Genomic DNA, 16874 nt, shown 5'->3' on the forward strand with positions numbered 1-16874 from the left:
ACAGGCCCTCCCCCGACCCCTCCCGCAAGCGGGAGGGGAGAGACAGCAAAAGGGCCCCAAATTTAAGTCAGCAGCTCTGACCTTCTTGCGCGACGATTTGAAATTTTATAACAAGCCAGCGAAACGAGTCCCCGGGCGCTTCGTATAACGGGGGCGGAATTGTTTTCGGAGAGCCCATGTCGGTCGAACGTGATCGTTCCAACCTGCCCCCGCTGTCGCTGCACGTACCGGAGCCCAAGTTCCGGCCCGGCGACGCGGTCGATTTCGGCGAGATCGAGGTGCCACCCGCCGGCGCCCAGCGTCGTCCCGACACGGCCGAGAAGCCCGACCAGTTCCATGACCTGTCCTATACGCTGATCCGCGTCCTCGATGACGAAGGTCGCGCGGTCGGTCCCTGGGATCCCAAGCTCGATCCGGACACGCTGCGCAAGATGCTGCGCAGCATGGCGCTGGTGCGCGCCTTCGACGAGCGGATGTTCCGGGCCCAGCGGCAGGGCAAGACCAGCTTCTACATGAAGTCGAGCGGCGAGGAGGCGGTGGCGGTGGGCGCAGCGACCGCGCTCGATTATGAGGACATGTGCTTCCCCTCCTACCGCCAGCAGGGGATTCTCATCACGCGGGGCTGGAGCCTCGCCGACATGATGAACCAGATCTATTCGAACAAGGGCGACCGGCTGCAGGGCCGCCAGCTGCCGATCATGTATTCGGTCAAGGAAGCCGGCTTCTTCTCGATCTCGGGCAACCTCACCACGCAGTATCCGCAGGCGGTCGGCTGGGCGATGGCAAGCGCGGCCAAGGGCGACAGCCGCATCGCCGCGACCTGGTGCGGCGAAGGCTCGACCGCCGAGGGCGACTTCCACTCCGCACTGACATTCGCGACCGTCTACCGCGCGCCGGTGATCTTCAATGTCGTCAACAACCAGTGGGCGATCTCGTCCTTCTCGGGCTTTGCCGGCGCCGAGGCGACGACCTTTGCGGCGCGCGCGATCGGCTATGGCATTGCCGGGCTGCGCGTCGACGGCAACGATATTCTGGCAGTCTATGCCGCGACGCAATGGGCGGCCGAGCGGGCGCGGACCAACCAGGGCCCGACGCTGATCGAGCATTTCACCTACCGCGTCGAAGGCCATTCGACCTCGGACGATCCCACCGCCTATCGTTCGGCCGGTGAACCCAGCGCATGGCCACTCGGCGATCCCGTGGTCCGGCTCAAGCAGCATCTGATCGCGCTGGGCGAATGGGACGAGGCGCGTCACGCGGCGCAGGACCTCGAACTGGCCGAGATGGTCAAGGCGGCGCAGAAGGAAGCCGAGAAGAACGGTATTCTCGGCCACGGCATGCACCAGCCATTCGACACGATGTTCGAAGGGGTGTTCGAGGAAACCCCCTGGCATCTGAAGGAACAGGCGAAGCAGATGCTCGACGAGCAGAAGGCGGCCGGCCTGTGACGCGGATCGTCGATCGCCGCACCTTGGTGAAGGGCGCGTACGGGCTCGCAATGCTGGCGTTGCTCCCGCCGGGCCTGCTGCATGCGGCCGAGGTCGAGCCGCGTGTCGTCGACCTGCAGGTCTCCCCGAGCCGCTCGACCAAGCTGACGATCTGGGCACCGGCCGCGCCGAAGGGCGTGGTCCTGTTCTCCACCGGTCATGGTTCCTGGCCCGAGCGCTATGCCCGGCTGGTCGACCTGCTGGTGTCGAGCGGCTTCGCGGTGCTCGCGCCGCTTCACGTCGATTCGATGCGCTATCCCGAGCGCGACAAGTTCACCGTGCAGCAGAGCTTTCCCGAGCGGCTGGCCGATCTCCGCGCGACGGGTGCCTATGCGGCCAAGGCCTATCCCGGGCTGCCGCTGGTCGCCGTGGGGCACAGCTTCGGATCGCTGATGGCGCTGTGCCAGGGTGGCGCACTGGGCAACATGGGTCCGTTCCGCAACCCGGCGGTGAAGGCGGTGCTCGCCTTCTCGTCACCCGGCAAGATCCCCGGCCTGATCGGCCCCGATGCCTATGCCGGCGTCGCGGTGCCGATGATGATGGTCACCGGGACCGCCGACACCATTCCGGCCGCGATGGGCTATCCCACCGTTCCGGCCGACCATCTGCTGCCTGCCGAGACGACGACGTCGGGCAGTTATGCGCTGGTCGTCGATGGCGCCGACCATGTGCTGGTCGACGATGCGGCACGCTTCGCGCGCGTCGCTGCGCCGGTACGGCTGTTCGTCGAGGCGTGCGGCCTTGGCAACGCGGCGGCGCGGGCCTCCCTTCAGACCTGGCGCCCCGCCGAGGGCGATCGCTGGGTCATTCGCGAGTCAAAGGCATGAGCGACGTGATCGAATCCGCGGGCGCAACCGTCCGCATGAACATGATCCAGGCGATCAACTCCGCCATGGACGTGATGATGGCGCGTGACGCCGGCGTCGTCGTCATGGGTGAGGATGTCGGCTATTTCGGCGGCGTGTTCCGCGCGACTGCCGGACTGCAGGCCAAGTACGGCAAGACCCGCGTCTTCGACACGCCGATCACCGAATGCGGCATCATCGGCGTGGCGGTGGGCATGGGCGCCTATGGCCTGCGCCCGGTCCCAGAGATCCAGTTCGCCGATTATATCTACCCCGCACTCGACCAGCTGGTGTCGGAGGCCGCGCGGCTGCGCTACCGCTCGGCCGGCGACTTCACCGCGCCGATAACCGTCCGCTCTCCCTTCGGCGGCGGCATCTTCGGCGGCCAGACCCATTCCCAGAGCCCCGAGGGCATCTTCACCCATGTCTCCGGCCTGAAGACGGTGATCCCGTCGACGCCGTATGATGCCAAGGGGCTGTTGATCGCGGCGATCGAGGATAATGATCCGACGATCTTCTTCGAGCCGAAGCGCATCTATAACGGCCCGTTCCACGGCCATTACGACAAGCCGGCGACGACCTGGGCCAATCATCCAGGGGGCGAGGTGCCCGAGGGCTATTATCGCATCGACCTGGGCAAGGCGGCGATCGCGCGGCCGGGCAACGACGTGACGATCATCGCCTATGGCACGATGGTCCATGTCGCCTCGACCACGGTCGAGGAGACCGGCATCGATGCCGAGATCATCGACCTGCGCACGCTCGTTCCGCTCGACATCGACACGATCGAGGCATCGGTGAAGAAGACCGGCCGCTGCGTGATCATCCACGAGGCGACGCGGACCGGCGGCTATGGCGCAGAGCTGGCCGCGCTGGTGCAGGAACGCTGCTTCTATCATCTGGAGGCGCCGATCGAGCGCGTCACCGGGTTCGACACGCCCTATCCGCACTCGCTGGAATGGGCCTATTTCCCCGGACCGGTCCGGATCGGGGAAGCACTCAAGAAGGTCATGGGGAACTGATGGCGCGCTTCGAATTCCGTCTGCCCGACATTGGCGAAGGCATTGCCGAGGCCGAGATCGTCGAATGGCACGTCAAGGTCGGTGACCGGGTCGAGGAGGATGGCCGCCTGGCCGACATGATGACCGACAAGGCGACGGTGGAGATGGAATCTCCGGTCGCCGGCACCATCCTGTCGCTGGCCGGCGAGGTCGGCGACCAGATCGCGATCGGATCGACGCTGGTTGTGATCGAGACCGAAGGCGAGGGCGAGGCACCCGTGCCCGAGCCGGTCGAGACACAGATCGCGGCGGAGACTCCCGGCGTCGAGGAAAGCTCGGTCGCCGAGATCGCGACGCCGGTCGAGGCTCCCACCGCGCCCGAACCGAAGGTGGAGAGCCCCGTCGCCGCCGCTCCGGCCGAGCCTGAGGCTGCGCACGGCCATGGCGACCGCCAGGTGCTGGCATCGCCCGCGGTGCGCCAGCGCGCCAAGGATCTGGGCATCGATCTCGCCTCGGTGAAGACCGATGGCGACCGCGTCCGCCATGCCGATCTCGACGCCTATCTGCGCTACGGCTCGGGCGAGGGCTATCATGCCCCGCATGCCAGCCGTGCGCGCGACGATGTGCCGGTGAAGGTCATCGGCATGCGCCGCCGCATCGCCGAGAATATGGCGGCATCGAAGCGGGCGATCCCCCACTTCACCTATGTCGACGAGATCGACGTGACCGCGCTCGAGGCGATGCGCGCCGATCTCAACGCCAATCGCGGCAATCGTCCGAAGCTGACGATGCTGCCCTTCCTGATCGTCGCGATCTGCCGGACGATCCCGCAATTCCCGATGCTCAATGCCCGCTATGACGACGAGGCGGGCGTGGTCACGCGCCATGGCCGCGTCCATCTGGGCATGGCGACGCAGACGGATGCCGGGCTGATGGTGCCGGTGATCCGCGATGCGCAGGACCGCAATGTCTGGCAGCTCGCGACCGAGATCACGCGGCTGGCCGAGGCGGCGCGCACCGGCAAGGCCAAGTCGGAGGAGCTTTCGGGATCGACGCTGACCGTCACCTCGCTCGGCCCGCTCGGCGGCATTGCTACCACGCCGGTGATCAACCGGCCCGAGGTCGCGATCATCGGCCCGAACAAGATCGTCGAGCGCCCGATGTTCCATGGCGACGAGATCGTCCGCGCCAAGCTGATGAACCTGTCGATCAGCTGCGATCACCGCGTGGTCGATGGCTGGGACGCGGCAAGCTATGTCCAGGCGGTGAAGAAGCTGCTCGAGACGCCGGTTCTGCTGTTCGCCGACTGATCCGGCGCACATCCTGTCTTCAGGGGCCCTGTCTGGCGCGTGTCATATCCGCGCGCTAGGCGGGCCCCATGTATTTCGACCTGATCCAGTCGCTCAGCCTCGCCGGTGACGCGGCGGTTCCCAATGACGACCGCGCCGGCAGTGCCCATACCCATGGCTGGGTGATCGAGGGGGCCACCGATCTCGGACCGCCCGGGCTTGTCGGCCCGCGCGGCGGCGCCGCCTGGCTGGCGGATCAGGCGCAGGCCGCCTTCACCGCGGCGGACGACGCGCCGATCGCGACGCTGTGCCGCAGCGTGGCCGAGCGGATCGCCACTGCCTATGCGGCGGCACGCACGCGCGAGCCCGAGGGCCGCTGGGAGCTGCCGATCGCCTCTTTCCTTGCGGTCCGGCTCGATGGCGACTCGCTGGAGGCCGCGTGGCTCGGCGACTGCGTCGCTTTGCTGATCCGGGGCGACCAGGTGATCCGCCTCGGCCCGGTCCGCGAGACGCGCGATGCGGAGATCGCCATCGCCTCCAGCCTGGCCCATCACGGGCTGGGCGCGCCGAAGAGGAGCGCGCCGATCCTCGAGACGCTGCGTGCCCGGCGCGGCCGGCCAGGCATCCGCGTCCTTTCGGTCGAGCCGGAGATGATGGCGCATCTGGAGACGGTCCGCGTTCCCTGTGCGCCAGGCGACGAGCTGTTGCTGATGACGGATGGTTTCGCGGCTCCGATCGACAGCTATGGCGCGCTGGACGAGGAAGGGCTGGCGGCGCTGCTGCCGGTCGAGGGCCTCGCCGGCCTCGCCATGCGCCTGCGCCGGATCGAGGCGGACGATGCCGCGTGCATGCGGTATCCAAGGTTCAAACAGTCTGACGACGCCACCGCGCTCTGGCTGAGGATCGCCTGACTTTCCGCAAATCGCTAGGTGTCGCCGAGCGTTGCTTGCTTGCCCTCACCGACGTGCCGGGCGATGGGCAGGGCATGTCCGGTGCTTCTCCCTCCCGCGCTTCCACGGGCCTGTTGCTGGCGTTCGGCGCCTATGGCCTGTGGGGCGTCCTGCCGCTGTATTTTCATCTATTGAAGGGTGTCTCCCCGGGACAGATTCTCGCGCACCGCGTGCTATGGTCGCTCATCCTGCTGGTCGGGCTGGTCCTGATACTCAAGCGGGGAGGCGCGCTGATCGCCGCGGCGCGGGGGCGCACCCTGCTGTTGCTGTTCGCCAGCGCGACGATCATCGCGACCAACTGGCTCATCTACATCTGGGCCGTGGTCAACGACCATGTCCTCGAGGCGAGCCTGGGCTATTTCATGAACCCGCTGGTGAACGTCGCCCTCGGCGTGGCCGTGCTCGGCGAGCGGGTGCGCCGGGTGCAGGCCATTGCGATCGCGATCGCCGCGACCGGGGTCGCGGTGATGGCGTTCAGCGGGGGCGGGGCAATCTGGATCTCGCTGACCCTTGCCGGCACCTTCGCCCTCTACGGTCTCCTGCGCAAGGTAATGGCGATGGACGCGCTGGGCGGCCTCACCGTCGAGACGCTGTTGATCGCGCCTTTCGCCGCTGGACTGCTCCTCCTGTCGATGCAGGATGGCAGCAATGCCTGGGGTCAATCGACCGGGCTCGACCTGCTGCTGGCGCTGGCCGGCCCGATCACTGCCGTTCCGCTGCTGCTGTTCGCCGGCGCCGCGCGCAAGCTTCCGCTCTCGACGCTCGGCCTGATTCAGTACACCTCTCCCTCGCTCCAGTTCATGCTGGCGGTGTTCGTATTCGGCGAAGCGCTGCACGTGGAGAATATCGTCACCTTCGCCCTGATCTGGAGCGGGTGCGCGCTCTATGTCTGGGACAGTTGGCGTGCCAGCCGGACAGTGCGACCGGTGCTGCCCGAATAGGAGTCGTCATGGCCCATTATCTCCTGATCTACGATCTCGCGCCCGACTATCTCGACCGTCGGGCCGAGCACCGCGATGCGCATCTCGCGCTGGCATGGGACGCCGTCGAGCGGGGCGCGCTTGTGCTCGGCGGCGCGCTCGCCGATCCCGCCGATGGTGCGCTGTTGCTGTTCGAAGGGGAGGGGCCGGAGGCGGCAGAGGCATTTGCCCGTGCCGATCCCTATGTCACGGCCGGCCTGGTCATCGGTTGGCGGGTGAAGCGATGGACGACCGTCGTGGGCGCTCAGGCCAGCAGCCCGGTCCACCCGGACAATAATTAAACCGATCGGTTGACTATTCAGGCTGGCATGTCATGTTCAACCATATGGTTGAACAACGACTCGACGCGACTTTTCACGCTCTTGCCGACCCCACAAGGCGCGGGATGCTGGCGACGCTCTCATCGGGCGAGAAGAGCATCGGCGAACTGGCCCAGCCCTTCGCGATGAGCTTCGCCGGCGCGTCCAAGCATGTGAAGGTCCTGGAAAACGCGGGGCTCGTCGCGCGGCGCAAGGTGGGGCGGACCCAGTTGTGCCGCCTCCAGCCCGCCCCGCTGGCCGAGGCCGAGCATTGGCTGCGCCAGTGGGAGATGTTCTGGACGACGCGGCTCGATCGACTCGACGCGCTGCTGGGCGGGGAGAAGGCGGAATGAGCGACGCAACCGCCGGCAGTTCGCCTCTATGCCTGGTCGTCACGCATGATTATGCGGCGCCCCCCGATCGCGTCTTCGACGCATGGCTCGATCCGCAGCTCGCGCCGCACTTCCTGTTCGCGACGCCCGGCGGACGGATGATCCAGGTCGAGATCGACGCGCGGGTCGGCGGCCAGGCGTTGATCGTCGAGCGGCGGGACTCTGGCGACGCGCGCCACCGCCTGCGGTTCGAGGTGATCGAACGACCGCACCGGCTAGTCTTTCTCTTCGCGGCGGGCTTGGACGGTAAGGCTGATGCCGACTGGTCGCGGGTGACGATCGACATCGCGCCCCGCCAGGGCGGCGGCTGCACGCTCACCCTGCGCCACGACATGGACCCGGCCTGGGCCGAGTGGGCGGACCGGACCCGCGCGGGTTGGTCGATGATGCTCGATAGTCTCGAACCGCTGACAGGAGACGCGCGATGATCGATGTGGAACGCCTAACCCCCGACACGATCCGGATGGTGCGCATTCTCGATGCTCCGGTGGAAACGATCTGGCGCTATCTGACCGACCCCGATCTGCGCGCGCAGTGGTTCGCCGGTGGCGAGATGGCGCTGTGCGAGGCCGGGGAGGCGGTTTTCGTGTTCGATCACGACCGGCTGTCCGCCGACGACATTCCCTATCCGCCGGAATATGCCGCGCACAAAGGCGCGATCGGACGGGAGACCGTGACGCAAGTGGAGGCGCCGCGCCGCCTGGCCTTCACCTGGGACGGCGGGACCGAGGGTGTGGCCAGCTTCGAATTGGCCGATGCCGGCGAAGGGCGCACCCGGCTGACCCTCGTGCACAGCGGCATCAGCGGCCCCGCGCCGATGGCCAATTTCGGCGGCGGCTGGCACTCGCACCTCGCGGTGCTGCAATCACTGCTGGCCGGAACACCGGTGCGGGACTTCTGGGCGCTGCACGCCGAGTCGGAGGCGGCGGTCGCCGCGGCGCTCAGTCGGTAAAGACCGGCGCGCGCTTCTGCAGGTTCGCCATCACCGCCTCGGTCTGGTTGGGGCTGCGCATCAACGCCTTCTGCTCGACGCTCTCCGCCATCAGGATCGATGCGGCATCGCCCTCATGGCCTGCCAGCCGCTTGGCGGCGCGGATCGCATCGGGGTTGCGACCGGCAATGGCGCGCGCCAGCGTCAGCGCCTCGGCATGCGGATCGCTGGCCAGTCGCGTGACGAAGCCGAAGCGCTCGCCCTCCGCCGCGTCGAACTCGCGCGCGGTATAGACCAGCTCGCGGAGCACATCCCCGCGGACTATCCCGCGCCACAGGGCGAAGCCGGCCATGTCGGGAACGATCCCCCATTTCATCTCCATCGCCGACAGCCTCGTGTCCGGTGCAGCGATGCGGATATCGGCACCGCTGGCGATCTGCAGCCCGCCGCCAAACGCCACGCCGTGCACCGCGGCGATCACCGGTACCTTCAGCGCGCGCCAGCCCCAGGCGACCTGCTGGACGATGTTGGCGGGCCCAGCGGTGCGGGTCATGATGTCGATCCCCGATCCGCCGGACGCCATGCTCGCCATGTCCAGCCCCGCGCAAAAGGCACGGCCCTCGCCCGACAGCACCACCGCGCGAAGGCCCGGCATCGCATCCAGTTCGGCGATCGTCGCGACGATCGCGTCGAACATCGCCGGGTCGAGCGCGTTCATCTTGTCGGGCCGGCTCAGCCGCACATCCGCCACCCCACCCTCGACCGCGATCGTCACCCGCTGCTCGCTCATCTGCCTCTCCCGTGATGCGTTGCACCCTGACTAGGTCAAATCGCGCGCCTTGCCCACCGGGGCATGCCCGCGACCTGCCGATGGGATTTGGCGCAGCGCCCGGCCGTTGCTAAGCGCGCGTCCATGAGCTTCGTCTTCGATCCCGAACGGTTCTTCTCGAGCCGGGTAGCCGGCCATGGCGGCATGCTCGGCATCACGCTGGGCAGCTATGGCGCCGACTGGGCGGAGCTCCAGCTGCCCTGGCGCGAGGATCTGGTCGGCGATCCGGACTCGGGCGTGCTCGCCTCGGGGCCGATCCTGGCGATGATGGACATGGCCACCTCGATCGGCGTCTGGCTGAAGCTCGGCATGTTCCACCCGCACGCCACGCTCGACCTGCGGATCGACTATCTTCGCCCCGCCACGCCGGGCAGGACCGTCATCGGCCGCGGCGAATGCTACCGCGTCACCCGGTCGATCGCCTTCGTCCGCGGACAGGCCCATGACGGCGATCCCGACGATCCCCTTGCCCATGTCGCGGGGACCTTCATGACCACGGGGTCGTACAAGTGAGGGCGCTGCCGCCCTATGCCGACGCGCTCGGCATCACCATCGAGGCGGGGGAGGGCGCGCCGGTGCTGACCCTGCCGTTCACCGACAAGGTCGTCGGCCGGCCCGGATTCCTTCATGGCGGTGCGATCGGCGGGCTGCTGGAGGTTGCAGCGATCGCCGCGCTGCATCAGGCGCTGGAGGCGGAAGGCGGCGGCCGGATCAAGCCGGTCAACGTCACCGTCGACTATATGCGCGGCGGCCGGGAAAAACCGACCCATGCGCGCGGCACGGTCACCCGGCTCGGCAACCGCGTCGCCAATGTCGAGGCGACCGCCTGGCAGGACGATCCTGCCAAGCCGATCGCCGCGGCACGGATGAACTATCTGATCATCCGCTGAAAAGCGGGGCGGTCCTGCCGCCCCGCCTGGTGTGCTCAGCCCTTCGGGGTCAGCTTCAGCATGCGGCCCTGCGAATCGCCGCCATCCTCCAGGACGTAGATCGATCCGTCGGGACCTTCCTCGACCTCGCGGATGCGCGCGCCCATGTCCCACTGGTCGCCCTTGGCTGCGTCGGTACCGTTGACGTCGACCCGGACCAGCGACTTGCTCGACAGGCCGCCGATGAACAGGTCGCCCTTCCACTGCGGCCACAGCTTGCCCGAATAGACTATCAGGCCGCCGGGCGAGATCACCGGGTTCCACCAGACCTTGGGCGCCTCGAATCCGTCGCCGGGCTTGTGGTCGGGGATGTCGCGGCCGTCATAATGGCTGCCGTTCGAGACCTTGGGATAGCCATAGTTGCGGCCCGGCAGGATCAGATTGACCTCGTCGCCGCCCTTGGGACCCATTTCCTGTTCCCACAGATTGCCCTGCGCATCGAACGCGAGGCCCAGCAGGTTGCGATGGCCATAGGACCAGACCGCGGGGTGGAAGCCCTGCGCCGCCAGCGGATTGTTCGCCGCGGGCGTGCCGTCGTCGTTCAGGCGCAGCACCTTGCCGAGCGTCGCCTTGGGATCCTGTGCGGGGTCGAACTTCTGCCGCTCGCCATTGGTGAAGAACAGATGCCCGTCGGGGGCGAATGCGATCCGGCCCGAGAAATGGCCGTCACCCTCGACATAGGGGGCGGCGCGGAAGATGACCTGAACATTCTCCAGCGCTGGCGACGCCCCGTCCTTCAGCGTGCCGCGCGCCAGCGCGACACCCTTCAGCCCCTGCCCATTGGCCTCGGAATAGCTGAAATAGACCAGCCGGTTCTGGGCGAATTTGGGATGAAGGACGACGTCCATCAGCCCGCCCTGGCCCGCGCTGGATACCGTCGGCGTTCCGCTGACGACCGAGCGGGTCTTGCCGTCGGCCGAGACCAGGATCAGCTGGCCGCGCTTCTCGGTGACGAGCATCCGCCGGTCGGGGAGGAAGGTCATCGCCCAGGGCGAATCGAAATCGGCGATTTCGGTAATGGTGAAGGGGGCGGCGCCGCTGGTCGACGGGCTCGACTGGGCGACCGCATCACTTCCCTGGTTGCAGGCGGCGAGCACCGCGATCGTCGGCAACAATAAGGCCTTTGCCTTGCGCATCATCGTCTCCTCTATCCGGGGGGTCGGATGCGCAACGTGTGTGCCGGGCCAGGGGTCCGCGTCAAATGATTGTAAGGGCTATGCTTCCGCCAATCGGGTCAGGCGTCGTCCGCGGGCGACTCGTCTTCTTCCAGGTCGCGCGCGACCTTGGGATCGCGCAGCAGCTTGTCGATGCGCGTGCCTTCGTCGAAGCTCTCGTCGAGCAGGAATTTCAGCCGGGCGGCATATTTGGTGTTCACCCGCTGCGCCACTTCGCTCTGCAGATAGGCGGTGTTGGTGCGCAGCGCCTTCAGCACGACGGCCTCGTCCTTGCCGAGCAACGGCTTCACGAACACGGTCGCGTGCTTCAGGTCGGGCGACATGCGCACCTCGGTGACGGACACCAGATGCTTGGCCAGCACGTCGTCGTGCACGTCCCCGCGCGCAAGGATGTCCGACAGGACGTGACGCACCTGTTCGCCCACCTTCAGCAGGCGGACCGATCGGTTTTCGGGGGTTTCGGCGTGCTTCATTCGAACCTCTTGCCCACATCCGCCGGCAACGGGCCGGTGATGTGGAAAGAGGGCGACGGACCGGCCGTCACCCTCATTTCCTCCCGAGCCGCCGGCCCGGGTCCTGTCCTTCTCCCGCAGGGGGAGAAGGCATGTGTCACAGCGTGCGTTCGCGCAGCTCGACCTCGAAGGTCTCGAGATAATCCCCGGCCTTGATGTCGATGAAGTTGTTGCTGAAGGTCACACCGCACTCGAGGCCGGCGCGGACTTCGGCAACATCGTCCTTGAAGCGACGCAGCGACGCGATCTCGCCCGTGTAGACGATGACGTCGTCGCGGGTGATGCGCGCCTTGAGCGCCTTGCGGATGACGCCTTCGGTAACCAGCAGACCGGCTGCCTTGCCATGCTTGCCCGCGGAGAAGACTTCGCGGATCTCGGCGCGGCCGACGACGGTCTCGAATGCTTCGGGACCGAGCTGACCGGCCATGCCGGCGCGGATCTCATCCGTCAGGTCATAGATGACGTCGTAATATTTCAGCGCCACCTTGTTCCGCTCGGCGATCTCGCGCGCCTTGGCGTTCGGACGGACGTTGAAGCCGATGATCGGCGCGCCCGAGGCCGCAGCCACGTTCACGTCGCTCTCGGTGATGCCGCCGACGCCCGAGTGCAGGATCCGGACCTTGATGTCGTCGGTCGAGATCTTGTTCAGCGAGCCGATGATCGCCTCGACCGTGCCCTGGGTATCCGCCTTGACGACGAGCGGATACTCCATCGCCTGCTTCTCCTTGAGCGCGGAGAACATGCTCTCCAGGCTCGCGGGCGTGTTGGTCGTGCGCTTCTGCTGGATGACGCCGGCACGATAGGCAGCGACCTCGCGGGCGCGTGCCTCGTTCTCGACGACCTGCAGCGGATCGCCCGCCATCGGCACGCCCGACAGGCCCAGCACCTCGACCGGAACCGAGGGACCGGCTTCCTTGAGCTGCATGCCCTTGTCGTTGACCAGCGCACGGACCTTGCCGCTCTCCGCGCCGACGACGAACACGTCGCCGACCCGCAGCGTACCGCGGTTGACGAGGATCGTCGCGACCGGGCCGCGACCCTTGTCCAGCTTCGCCTCGATCACGGTGCCTTCGGCCTCGCGATCGGGGTTGGCGCGCAGTTCGAGCAGTTCCGCCTGAAGCTGGATCTTCTCGATCAGCGTATCCAGGCCGATCTTCTTCAGCGCCGAGACCTCGACGTCCTGCGTCTCGCCGCCCATCTCCTCGACCTGCACATTGTGCTCGAGCAGGCGCTCGCGGATCCGCTGCGGATTCGCCTCGTGCTTGTCGATCTTGTTGATTGCCACGATCATCGGCACGCCGGCCGCCTTGGTGTGGTTGATCGCCTCGATCGTCTGCGGCATCAGCCCGTCGTCCGCGGCAACCACCAGCACGACGATGTCGGTGACGTTCGCACCGCGCGCGCGCATTTCGGTGAATGCCTCGTGGCCCGGCGTGTCGAGGAAGGTGATCTTTGACTTGTCCTTCAGCGTGACCTGATAGGCGCCGATATGCTGGGTGATGCCACCGGCTTCACCGCGCACCACATCGGTACCGCGCAGCGCGTCGAGCAGCGACGTCTTGCCATGGTCGACGTGACCCATGATGGTCACGACCGGCGCACGCGGCTTCAGCGTCTCGTCGGCGTCCGCCTCGGTCTCGACCAGGTCGATATCGGCATCGCTGACGCGCTGAATGTTGTGGCCGAATTCGGTGACCAGCAGTTCGGCGGTGTCCTGGTCGATCGTTGCGTTGATCGTGACGGGCATGCCCATCTTGAACAGCGCCTTGACCAGGTCCGCGCCCTTCTCGGCCATGCGGTTCGCCAGCTCCTGGACGGTGATCGCCTCGGGGACGACCACGTCGCGGACCTGCTTCGCCTGCGGCTCGCGCGGGCCGCCATAGGACCGCTTTTCCTTCTCACGAGCGCGCTTCAGCGCGGCGAGGCTGCGCGCACGCGCACCATCGTCGCCGCCCAGGGCGCGGGTGACGGTCAGCTTGCCCGACTGGCGACGATCGTCGCCCGGACGACCGGCGGTACGTGCGGGGCGAGCCGGTTCGGGACGGCGCGGCGCGGCCGCACCTGCGCCACCCGGCTGGGGGCGCGCCTGTGCCGGCGCGGGCGAACCAGGCGTACGCGCTGCGGGCGCGGCGCTTTCCTGACGCGGCTCGGGCTTGGGCTCGGGCTTCGGGATCTCGGGACGCGGCACCGGCGTGAACCGACGCGGCGCAGGCCGATTCGGGTCGAGCTGGAGCGTGAACGGCTCGGGCGCCGGAGCTGGCGCGGGGGCAGGCTTCGGTGCAGGTGCGGGGGTGGGCGCAGGCGCAGCGGTCGGCGCAGGCGTCGCTGCCACCGGTGCCGCAGGGGCTGGGGTGGCGGCAGGCGCGGGTGCGGGCGTGGCAGCGGGCGCAGGTGCGGCTACGGGAGCCGGTGCTTCCTCCTTGGGCTCGGGCTTCGGCTCAGCCGCTGCCTTTGCTGCCTCGGCTTCGGCGCGCGCCTTTTCCTCGGCGCGGCGGGCGTCGGCCTCGATGGCTTCCTGGCGCTGACGCTCTTCGCGGCGGCGCGCTTCCTCCAGCGCCTGCATGCGCTGTTCCTCGGCCTCGCGCAGCAGCTTCGCCTGGCGCTCCTGCGGCGACAGATTATCGGCCGCCGGACGCGGGGTGGGTGCCGGCGCGGGAGCGGCGGGGGCCGGGGTGGGGGTGGGCTCGGGTGCCGCGACGGCGGGCGCCGCCTCGTCCTGCACCGGCTGGCCCTGCGGACCGAGCACGCGGCGACGCTTGACCTCGACCACCACGGTGTTCGAGCGGCCATGGCTGAAGCTCTGCTTCACCTTGCCCGTTTCGACCGTGCGCTTGAGGCCCAGCGGCTGGCGCATGCCCAGTTTCGGCTTTTCGTTTTCGTTGTCGCTCATGCGCCTGCTCAAAGTCCTTCAGTCAATGCGTCGTGTTCGTCTGTCCGCGATCCATCCGGCGGAAGCGCCGATGTGCCCTGCGAAACGGATTCGCAAGAGCGTGAAGCAGGATCGGGTCCGATAAAGTGCAGCCACCGGTCGAGCGCGTGGCTCACCCGTTTGGCCGCTTTGGCGTCTATAAGGCCGGCATGTACCACATTTTCGCGGCCAAGTGCCATTGACAATATGGTGCGCGGGACCGGCAATGTTAACCCCTTGAGGCCACTGCCTTCGCTGTCGCTGCCCACGCGCCATGCCTGGGCCAGCTTCGACGCGCCATCCGCGCCGGCATCGGCGGCGTGCAGCAGCATGCGCAGCTTGCCCATCCGCGCCGCCTTGTCGAGCTTTTCGCCGCCGGTGACGACGAAGCCGGCCTTTGCCTCCAGCCCCAGGCGATCGAACGCGGCGCGCTGAAGCTGAGCCTCGATCCGTTCGCCAAGGTCGGCGGGAATGCGGAAGTCGCCGGTCTTGAAGGCACGCGCCAGCGCGCCCTTCAGCCTGCCCTTGGCCTGGGCTTCCTCGAGCTCGCTGCGGGTCGTGCCGATCCAGGCGCCGCGCCCGGGCGCCTTGGCGCGGACGTCGGGCCACACTTCTCCGTCCGGCGCGAGCACCAGGCGGACCAGGTGCTCGCGCGCGTCACGGTCTCCGGAAATGATGCATTTCCGGATCGGACCATCGGCGCTGTCTAGCGACGGGTTCTCATCGTTCGGAGTCCGCAACAGCGTCCTCCCCAACGGCAGCTGCCGGCTCTTCGTCCGCGAACCAGTGCGCGCGGGCTGCCATGATGATCTCGTTACCCTGCTCGTCGGTCAGGCCATATTCCGCCAGGATGCCGCCCTTGTGCTCGGGGCGCTTCGGGGCGTCCTCGTTGCGGCGGCGCGGCTCGACGCGCTTCTTCTCGACCAGCTCGTCGGTCGCCAGGTCGGCCAGGTCGTCGAGCGTCTTGATGCCCGCCTGGCCCAGCGTGACCAGCATCGCCTCGGTCAGGTACGGCATGGTCGCCAGATCGTCCTCGACGCCCAATGCGCGGCGCTCCTCGCGATTGGCTTCCTCGCGGCGGTCCAGCGCTTCCTGCGCGCGGCTCTGCAGTTCCTGGCCGAGCTCCTCGTCGAAGCCCTCGATCGTCGCCAGCTCGTCGAGCTCGACATAGGCGACCTCCTCGAGGCTGCCGAAACCCTCTGCGACCAGAAGCTGGGCCAGCGTCTCGTCGACGTCCAGCTCGTTCTGGAACATCTCGGAATTCTGGACGAACTCGCGCTGGCGCTTCTCGCTCGCGTCTGCCTCGGTCAGGATGTCGATCGCCTTGCCGGTCAGCTGGCTGGCCAGGCGGACATTCTGGCCGCGGCGGCCGATCGCCAAGCTCAGCTGGTCGTCGGGCACCACCACCTCGATGCGGTCGTCTTCCTCGTCGATCACGACGCGGCTGACATTCGCCGGCTGCAGCGCATTGACGACGAAGGTCGCGGTGTCGGGCGACCAGGGGATGATGTCGATCTTCTCGCCCTGCATCTCCTGCACGACGGCCTGCACGCGGCTGCCCTTCATGCCGACGCAGGCGCCGACCGGGTCGATACCCGAATCATGGCTGATCACGCCGATCTTGGCACGGCTTCCGGGATCGCGGGCAGCTGCCTTGATCTCGATGATGCCGTCATAGATCTCGGGCACTTCCTGCGCGAACAGCTTCTTCATGAACTCGGGGTGCGCCCGGCTCAGGAAGATCTGCGGCCCGCGATTCTCGCGGCGCACGTTCAGGATGATCGAACGGACGCGGTCGCCGACGCGAACCACTTCGCGCGGGATCTGCTGGTCGCGACGAATCACGCCCTCGGCACGGCCCAGGTCGACGACGATGTGGCCGAACTCGACGCGCTTCACCACGCCAGTGATGATCTCGTTCACCCGGTCCTTGAACTCTTCGAACTGGCGCTCGCGCTCGGCGTCGCGAACCTTCTGGAAGATGATCTGCTTCGACGCCTGGGCCTGGATGCGACCGAACTCGATCGGGGGCAGCGGATCGACGATGAAGTCGCCGATCTTGGCGTCCTTCTGAAGCTTCTGCGCGCCCTTCAGATCGACCTGCTTGAAATAGTCGTCGACCGCCTCGACCACCTCGACGACGCGCCACAGGCGCAGGTCGCCCGACTGCGGGTCGAGCTTCGCGCGGATGTCGTTCTCGATGCCGTAGCGATTCTTGGCGGCGCGCTGGATCGCGTCTTCCATCGCCTCGATGACGATGGCGCGGTCGATCAGCTTTTCCTTCGCGACCGAATCGGCGATCGCGATCAGCTCGGCCTTGTTCGCGGAAATGGCAGTGGCCATCCTC

The 16874-nt window shown here is 67.4% G+C and carries 18 protein-coding genes; 12 read left to right on the top strand and 6 right to left on the bottom strand.

Going from position 1 to position 16874, the window contains the following annotated elements:
* Positions 1–176 precede the first annotated feature (176 nt).
* The 10 genes from ACZ1H8_RS10155 (at position 177) to ACZ1H8_RS10200 (ending at position 8195) form a co-directional block, all read left to right on the top strand.
* On the top strand, positions 177–1448 hold the full coding sequence (locus tag ACZ1H8_RS10155; protein ID WP_465181175.1) for a thiamine pyrophosphate-dependent enzyme: 1272 nt from the start codon (positions 177–179) through the stop codon (positions 1446–1448).
* Positions 1445–2314, top strand: coding sequence for a serine aminopeptidase domain-containing protein (locus tag ACZ1H8_RS10160; protein ID WP_465181176.1), 870 nt, complete (start codon positions 1445–1447; stop codon positions 2312–2314). Before ACZ1H8_RS10155 ends, ACZ1H8_RS10160 begins: the two co-directional genes overlap by 4 nt.
* A gap of 35 nt (positions 2315–2349) precedes the next feature.
* Positions 2350–3354: an alpha-ketoacid dehydrogenase subunit beta gene (locus tag ACZ1H8_RS10165; protein ID WP_465181376.1), complete on the top strand. Its 1005-nt coding sequence runs from the start codon at positions 2350–2352 to the stop codon at positions 3352–3354.
* Positions 3354–4643 carry a dihydrolipoamide acetyltransferase family protein gene (locus ACZ1H8_RS10170; protein WP_465181177.1) on the top strand — a complete coding sequence of 430 codons (1290 nt, stop codon included), beginning with the start codon at positions 3354–3356 and terminating at the stop codon, positions 4641–4643. Before ACZ1H8_RS10165 ends, ACZ1H8_RS10170 begins: the two co-directional genes overlap by 1 nt.
* A 68-nt stretch (positions 4644–4711) precedes the next feature.
* Positions 4712–5533 (top strand): protein phosphatase 2C domain-containing protein, encoded by an 822-nt coding sequence (locus ACZ1H8_RS10175; RefSeq protein WP_465181178.1) that lies wholly within the window; start codon positions 4712–4714, stop codon positions 5531–5533.
* Positions 5534–5607: 74 nt separating this feature from the next.
* Positions 5608–6513 (top strand): EamA family transporter RarD, encoded by a 906-nt coding sequence (rarD, locus tag ACZ1H8_RS10180; RefSeq protein ID WP_465181179.1) that lies wholly within the window; start codon positions 5608–5610, stop codon positions 6511–6513.
* 8 nt (positions 6514–6521) lie between these two features.
* A complete protein-coding gene (locus ACZ1H8_RS10185; RefSeq protein ID WP_465181180.1) occupies positions 6522–6833 on the top strand; it encodes a YciI-like protein in 312 nt (103 codons plus the stop codon).
* A 44-nt stretch (positions 6834–6877) separates the two neighbouring features.
* Positions 6878–7204: an ArsR/SmtB family transcription factor gene (locus tag ACZ1H8_RS10190; protein WP_465181181.1), complete on the top strand. Its 327-nt coding sequence runs from the start codon at positions 6878–6880 to the stop codon at positions 7202–7204.
* Positions 7201–7671: an SRPBCC family protein gene (locus ACZ1H8_RS10195; RefSeq protein ID WP_465181182.1), complete on the top strand. Its 471-nt coding sequence runs from the start codon at positions 7201–7203 to the stop codon at positions 7669–7671. The genes ACZ1H8_RS10190 and ACZ1H8_RS10195 overlap by 4 nt, the downstream gene beginning before the upstream one ends.
* Positions 7668–8195, top strand: a complete 528-nt coding sequence (locus ACZ1H8_RS10200; RefSeq protein ID WP_465181183.1) for an SRPBCC family protein — start codon at positions 7668–7670, stop codon at positions 8193–8195. The genes ACZ1H8_RS10195 and ACZ1H8_RS10200 overlap by 4 nt, the downstream gene beginning before the upstream one ends.
* Here the strand turns inward: ACZ1H8_RS10200 and ACZ1H8_RS10205 are convergent.
* On the bottom strand, positions 8185–8964 hold the full coding sequence (locus ACZ1H8_RS10205; RefSeq protein ID WP_465181184.1) for a crotonase/enoyl-CoA hydratase family protein: 780 nt from the start codon (positions 8962–8964) through the stop codon (positions 8185–8187). The genes ACZ1H8_RS10200 and ACZ1H8_RS10205 overlap by 11 nt on opposite strands.
* Positions 8965–9087: 123 nt before the next feature.
* On the opposite strand from ACZ1H8_RS10205, the gene ACZ1H8_RS10210 reads away from it, so the two are divergent.
* Both ACZ1H8_RS10210 and ACZ1H8_RS10215 read left to right on the top strand, forming a co-directional pair.
* A complete protein-coding gene (locus ACZ1H8_RS10210) occupies positions 9088–9516 on the top strand; it encodes a PaaI family thioesterase (protein ID WP_465181185.1) in 429 nt (142 codons plus the stop codon).
* The gene (locus ACZ1H8_RS10215; protein ID WP_465181186.1) at positions 9513–9893 is read left to right on the top strand and encodes a PaaI family thioesterase; all 381 of its coding nucleotides are present in this window, start codon (positions 9513–9515) and stop codon (positions 9891–9893) included. The genes ACZ1H8_RS10210 and ACZ1H8_RS10215 overlap by 4 nt, the downstream gene beginning before the upstream one ends.
* Positions 9894–9928: 35 nt before the next feature.
* On the opposite strand, the gene ACZ1H8_RS10220 is transcribed toward ACZ1H8_RS10215, so the two are convergent.
* The 5 genes from ACZ1H8_RS10220 to nusA all read right to left on the bottom strand — a co-directional run bounded on the left by ACZ1H8_RS10220 (position 9929) and on the right by nusA (position 16870).
* Positions 9929–11068 (bottom strand): PQQ-dependent sugar dehydrogenase, encoded by a 1140-nt coding sequence (locus ACZ1H8_RS10220; protein ID WP_465181187.1) that lies wholly within the window; start codon positions 11066–11068, stop codon positions 9929–9931.
* A gap of 98 nt (positions 11069–11166) precedes the next feature.
* Entirely contained in the window at positions 11167–11580 is a 414-nt protein-coding gene (gene rbfA, locus ACZ1H8_RS10225) for a 30S ribosome-binding factor RbfA (protein ID WP_465181188.1), read from the bottom strand.
* A gap of 136 nt (positions 11581–11716) precedes the next feature.
* A complete protein-coding gene (gene infB / locus ACZ1H8_RS10230; protein ID WP_465181189.1) occupies positions 11717–14509 on the bottom strand; it encodes a translation initiation factor IF-2 in 2793 nt (930 codons plus the stop codon).
* A gap of 8 nt (positions 14510–14517) precedes the next feature.
* On the bottom strand, positions 14518–15267 hold the full coding sequence (locus tag ACZ1H8_RS10235; protein ID WP_465181190.1) for a DUF448 domain-containing protein: 750 nt from the start codon (positions 15265–15267) through the stop codon (positions 14518–14520).
* Positions 15248–16870, bottom strand: coding sequence for a transcription termination factor NusA (gene nusA, locus ACZ1H8_RS10240; RefSeq protein WP_465181191.1), 1623 nt, complete (start codon positions 16868–16870; stop codon positions 15248–15250). The genes ACZ1H8_RS10235 and nusA overlap by 20 nt, the downstream gene beginning before the upstream one ends.
* Positions 16871–16874: the final 4 nt, after the last annotated feature.

This window comes from Sphingomonas sp. BL-S-25 (assembly GCF_055521555.1).

What these genes read in the sequence shown, in the direction of transcription:
- nusA (WP_465181191.1), bottom strand. Translation starts at nt 16,870, where the DNA reads ATGGCCACTGCCATTTCCGCGAACAAGGCCGAGCTGATCGCGATCGCC.
- ACZ1H8_RS10205 (WP_465181184.1), bottom strand. Translation starts at nt 8,964, where the DNA reads ATGAGCGAGCAGCGGGTGACGATCGCGGTCGAGGGTGGGGTGGCGGAT.
- ACZ1H8_RS10170 (WP_465181177.1), top strand. Translation starts at nt 3,354, where the DNA reads ATGGCGCGCTTCGAATTCCGTCTGCCCGACATTGGCGAAGGCATTGCC.
- rbfA (WP_465181188.1), bottom strand. Translation starts at nt 11,580, where the DNA reads ATGAAGCACGCCGAAACCCCCGAAAACCGATCGGTCCGCCTGCTGAAG.
- ACZ1H8_RS10165 (WP_465181376.1), top strand. Translation starts at nt 2,350, where the DNA reads ATGAACATGATCCAGGCGATCAACTCCGCCATGGACGTGATGATGGCG.
- ACZ1H8_RS10220 (WP_465181187.1), bottom strand. Translation starts at nt 11,068, where the DNA reads ATGCGCAAGGCAAAGGCCTTATTGTTGCCGACGATCGCGGTGCTCGCC.
- ACZ1H8_RS10195 (WP_465181182.1), top strand. Translation starts at nt 7,201, where the DNA reads ATGAGCGACGCAACCGCCGGCAGTTCGCCTCTATGCCTGGTCGTCACG.
- rarD (WP_465181179.1), top strand. Translation starts at nt 5,608, where the DNA reads ATGTCCGGTGCTTCTCCCTCCCGCGCTTCCACGGGCCTGTTGCTGGCG.
- ACZ1H8_RS10185 (WP_465181180.1), top strand. Translation starts at nt 6,522, where the DNA reads ATGGCCCATTATCTCCTGATCTACGATCTCGCGCCCGACTATCTCGAC.
- ACZ1H8_RS10190 (WP_465181181.1), top strand. Translation starts at nt 6,878, where the DNA reads ATGGTTGAACAACGACTCGACGCGACTTTTCACGCTCTTGCCGACCCC.
- ACZ1H8_RS10200 (WP_465181183.1), top strand. Translation starts at nt 7,668, where the DNA reads ATGATCGATGTGGAACGCCTAACCCCCGACACGATCCGGATGGTGCGC.
- infB (WP_465181189.1), bottom strand. Translation starts at nt 14,509, where the DNA reads ATGAGCGACAACGAAAACGAAAAGCCGAAACTGGGCATGCGCCAGCCG.
- ACZ1H8_RS10210 (WP_465181185.1), top strand. Translation starts at nt 9,088, where the DNA reads ATGAGCTTCGTCTTCGATCCCGAACGGTTCTTCTCGAGCCGGGTAGCC.
- ACZ1H8_RS10155 (WP_465181175.1), top strand. Translation starts at nt 177, where the DNA reads ATGTCGGTCGAACGTGATCGTTCCAACCTGCCCCCGCTGTCGCTGCAC.
- ACZ1H8_RS10175 (WP_465181178.1), top strand. Translation starts at nt 4,712, where the DNA reads ATGTATTTCGACCTGATCCAGTCGCTCAGCCTCGCCGGTGACGCGGCG.